We start from the raw sequence: 4,612 nt of genomic DNA on the forward strand, positions 1-4,612 counted from the left end.
CTCTTCCGATCTGTTATGTGCCGCGCATGGGCGCGGCACATAACCGAGCACTTCACCGTTGGCGGGGTTGGTCACGGCAATGCGCTGGCCGCTGTCGGCAGCCTGCCATTTTCCGTCGATGTAGCACATTTCACGCAGCAGATCGCGATCGGCAAGTTTCATGTCGATTGGCTCGTTCGGAGGAGGAAAGAGGTAGGGCCATACTGCGCCCCACCTGAGGCGAAATCAGCGCTTGGCTTGCAGTGCCTGGTCGCGGATCTGGCTGAGGGTCATGCGCGGGGTCAAGGCTTCAGGGTCGACCTGCACCTCGATCAGTGCCGGCTTGCCAGCAGCCTGGCAACGCTCGAAGGCTGCAGCGAAATCCTCGGTGCGGGTGACGGTTTCGCCATGCAGGCCATAGGCCCGGGCCAAGGCGGCGAAGTCGGGGTTGTGCAGCTCGGTGCCACTGACGCGGCCGGGATAGCTGCGCTCCTGGTGCATGCGGATAGTGCCGTACATGCCGTTGTTGACGACCACGGTGATCACCCGCGCGTCATAGTGGGCCGCCGTGGCCAGCTCCTGGCCGTTCATCAGGAAGCAGCCGTCACCGGCGAACGCCACCACCGTACGCTGCGGATAAGTCAGCTTGGCCGCCACCGCCGCCGGCACGCCGTACCCCATGGAGCCATTGGTTGGCCCGAGCAAGGTGCGGAATACGCGGTGCTGGTAGCCACGGTGTACCCAGCCGGTGTAGTTGCCGGCACCGCAGGTGAGGATGCTGTCGGCGGGCAGAGTCTTGTTCAGCCAGGCGATCACCTCGCTCATCTGCACATTGCCTGGCGAGCGTGGCGTCTCGAAGTTACCGAGATAGCCGCTGTTGAGGCTGGCGACCCAGCCACCGAAGGCCTGCGGCTGCACGGCCGGCAGCCCGGCGGCCTGGCTCAGGAAACTGGCCGGGCCGGCGTTGACACCCAAGGTCGGCTGATAGACACGGCCGATTTCCTCCGCGCTGGCATGCACATGCACCAATGCTTGCTTAGGCGTCGGGATATCGACCAGGGCGTAACCGCCGGTGGTCATCTCACCCAGGCGCGCACCCACCACAATCAGCAGGTCCGATTGCTTGACGGCATCGACCAGCACCGGCCCCGCCGCCAGGCCAAGGTCACCGGCGTAGTGCGGGTCATTGTTGTCGAACAGGTCCTGGCAACGGAAAGACGCCGCCAGCGGCAGGTTCTGCGCCTGCACGAAACGCTTGAGATCGGCCACTGCCTGGTCGTTCCAACCGCCCCCACCGGCAATCACCAGGGGCTTGCTCGCCTTGGCCAGCAACGTCTGCAGCTCATTCAGCGCGGCAGGCGCCGGGGCGGCCTCCACCCGTTGCGCCGGGCGCGCATCGGCAACCTGCACCAGGTCGGTGAGCATGTCTTCCGGCAGCGCGATCACCACCGGCCCCGGGCGGCCACTGATGGCGCGCTGGAAGGCCTGGTTGACCAGCTCGGGGATGCGCGCCGCATCGTCGATCTGCACCACCCACTTGGCCATCTGGCCGAACATGCGCCGGTAATCCACTTCCTGGAAGGCTTCACGCTCTATCTGGTCGCGGGCCACCTGGCCGATGAACAGCAGCATCGGCGTGGAGTCCTGGAATGCGGTGTGCACACCGACCGAGGCGTTGGTCGCACCGGGGCCACGGGTGACGAAGCAGATACCCGGTTTGCCGGTCAGCTTGCCATAAGCCTCGGCCATGTACGCCGCACCGCCCTCCTGGCGGCAAACGATGAGGTCGATCTGGTCCTGCACGTCGTGCAGCGCGTCGAGCACCGCCAGGTAGCTTTCACCCGGCACGCAGAACGCGCGCTCCACGCCATTCACCCGCAATGCATCGACCAGTACCTGACCGCCACTGCGCTTCAATTCAGCGTTACTCATTGTTGTTCTCCTCAGGCGCTGCAGTCAGATGACCGAATCTTCCAGGAACGGCTTGTTGTCGATGACCCGCTGATAGGACAGCGCGCCCAGGTCCAACGAGCGGTAGCCACCATAGGTGATCAGCTCGGACAAGCCACGGCCAATGGCCGGCGCCTGCTGCAGGCCATGGCCGCTGAAGCCGTTGCAGAACAGGAAGTTGCTCACTTCGTTGTGCGGCCCCACGATGGCATTGTGGTCGAGCACACAGAAGTCGTAGTGCCCGGCCCAGAAGTTGACCACCTTGATGCCTTCGAATGCAGGCACGCGTTCAGCCAGAATCGGCCAGACCTCTTCGTCGAACTCCTCGTGCAGCACATCGAAGTCCTCGAAGTCCACTTCCGGGTCGTTTTTCGGGTAGGTGCCGCCCAGGTAGAACTTGCCCTCAGGGCGGAAGAACACGCCGGTCGGGTCGATAGTCAGCGGCACGGTGCCTTCGAGCGGGGTGCGGCAGTCGAACACGAACAGCGAGCGACGGCGTGGCTCGACCGGGATGTCCAGGCCAGCCATGCGCGCCACCTGCGTGCCGCGGGTGCCGGCGCAGTTGACCAACAGGCCGCAGCCGATGCGCTCACCACTGGCCAGTCGCACAGCGGTGATGCGATCGCCTTCACGCTGGATGCCGACCACCTCGTTTTCGATGTACTCGATACCCATCGAACGCGCCTTGCGGCGGAAACCGTTGAGCATGCCGAGGCTGTCGAACCAGCCCTCGCCGCTCTGGCCATAACTGGCCCCGGCCAGGCTGTCGATGTTGACCCAAGGGAACTTGCGCGCCAGTTGCTCGGGGTCGAGCAGGTGCACGTCGGCACCATGCGACACCTGGGTGTCGTGCAGGCGGCGCAGCACCTCGTAGCCCTTGTCATCACCGAGGAACAGGTAACCGTTCTCGTGGAACGCGAGGTCTGGGCGATCGCCGTCCACTTCCATCACCTCGGGGAAGTTGCGCACGAATTCGGCGCCGAATTTGGAGATCTCGATGTTGATCGGGTTGGAGAACTGCTGGCGGATCGAGCTGCTCGACAGCGCAGTGGCCGACTTGTTGTAGGTCCAGTCGCGCTCGATGACCAGTACCGAGCCCTTGAAGTCCGGGTTGTTGGCCAGGAAGTACGCGGTGGCACTGCCGTTGACCGCGCCGCCGACGATCACCACATCGTAGTTGTGTTGTTTAGCGCTAGAAGCCATGGAAAAGGTCTCTTCTGATGTGGGCGTTATTTCGGGTCTTCGAAGTGCCCGGCACCGGCGAAATTGCCGCCGTGGTAGCGCGCCGCAGGCGCGTTCGGATCAAGCGGCGGGTGCTCGGCCAGCACCTTGTCGCGGTAGCTGTCGGCGCTGTCCTTGGGGACGTAGCCAAGCGATGAGGCCAGGCGGTTGTCCCACAGGCTTTCGCGGTTGGCCGACATGCCGTAGACGATCATGTGCCCGACCCGTGGCGCCAGCAGCGCACGCTCGGTGAGCTGGGCGAAGTCATCGAACGACAGCCAGGTGGCGAGCATGCGCCGGTCCAGAGGCTCGGGGAACGACGAGCCGATGCGCAGGTTGACCGACTCGATGGCGAACTTGTCCCAGTAGTAGCGCCCCAGGTCCTCTGCGAAGCACTTGCTGACGCCATACAGGCTGTCGGGGCGGTGGGCGGCGGTCGCATCGAGGGTCTCGGTGCGGTCGTAGAAACCGATGGCGTGATTGGAGCTGGTATACACCACCCGCTTGACGCCGTTACGCCGGGCCGCTTCGTAGATGTTGTAGGTGCCGACGATATTGCCGTTGAGTATCTTCTCGAAGGTGTCTTCGAGCGGCACGCCGCCGGCATGCACGATGGCGTCGACGCCTTCGGTCAGCGGCAGCACATCGTTGAAGTTGGCCAGGTCGCAGCGCACCAGTTGCTCATGGGGTGCAGCCTGGCCCATGTCAGCGATATCGGTCAGGCGCAGCTCATCGGCAAAGGCGGCCAGATGCTTGCGCAGCACGCTGCCCAGGCGCCCGGCGGCACCGGTGATCAGCAGTCGTTTGAAAGGCTTGCTCATGGGTTACCTCGATTGATGCAGTGGCTCAGGACAAGGCCGCGAACGCATCGCGCAGTTGCCCCAGGGCTTGTTCCAGTTCCTGCCGCGACGTGGCGAACGACAGACGTATGTAGGGTTCCAGGCCAAAGGCCGAGCCCGGCACGGTAGCCACCTTGCCGACCCGCAGCAGGTAGGCCGAAAGGTCGGCATCATTGGCGATCACCTGGCCATCCGGGGTGTGCCTGCCGATGAAGGCCGCAACATTGGGAAAGGCGTAGAACGCCCCCTGCGGCATCTCAAGGCTCAGCCCCTGGATGTCGGCCAGGCCACGCACCACCAGCGCGCCGCGCCCCTGGTACTCACGGTTGGCTTCGCGGACAAAATCCTGCGGGCCGTTGAGGGCCGCCACCGCCGCCAGCTGGGAGATACTCGACGGGCAGGTGGTGGTCTGCGACTGGGTCTTGTTCATCGCCACGATCAGGTCCTTGGGGCCTGCTGCATAGCCCAGGCGGTAGCCGGTCATGGCATAGGCCTTGGACACCCCGTTGATCAGCAAGGTGCGCTCACGCAGCTGCGGGCACGCCGTGACGAACGACACGAAGGGCTGCTCACCGAGCACGATGTGTTCGTAGATCTCATCGGATAGATCGGAAGAGCACACG

4 protein-coding genes are annotated in these 4,612 nt (G+C 64.3%); all 4 read right to left on the reverse strand.

Features of this window, described 5'->3' with window-relative positions:
• Positions 1–225 precede the first annotated feature (225 nt).
• Entirely contained in the window at positions 226–1,911 is a 1,686-nt protein-coding gene (locus tag NP534_RS25780; protein WP_274100594.1) for a thiamine pyrophosphate-binding protein, read from the reverse strand.
• Positions 1,912–1,935: 24 nt separating this feature from the next.
• Complete coding sequence (locus tag NP534_RS25785) at positions 1,936–3,132, reverse strand: NAD(P)/FAD-dependent oxidoreductase (RefSeq protein ID WP_274100595.1); 1,197 nt, start codon at positions 3,130–3,132, stop codon at positions 1,936–1,938.
• Between the two features lie 26 nt (positions 3,133–3,158).
• Positions 3,159–3,971, reverse strand: a complete 813-nt coding sequence (locus tag NP534_RS25790) for an NAD-dependent epimerase/dehydratase family protein (RefSeq protein WP_274100596.1) — start codon at positions 3,969–3,971, stop codon at positions 3,159–3,161.
• A 25-nt stretch (positions 3,972–3,996) separates the two neighbouring features.
• A partial coding sequence (locus NP534_RS25795) for an aminotransferase class I/II-fold pyridoxal phosphate-dependent enzyme (RefSeq protein ID WP_274100597.1) occupies positions 3,997–4,612 on the reverse strand: 616 nt, incomplete at its 5' end.

This window comes from Pseudomonas sp. 39004 (assembly GCF_028682155.1).
GTDB lineage: Bacteria > Pseudomonadota > Gammaproteobacteria > Pseudomonadales > Pseudomonadaceae > Aquipseudomonas > Aquipseudomonas capeferrum.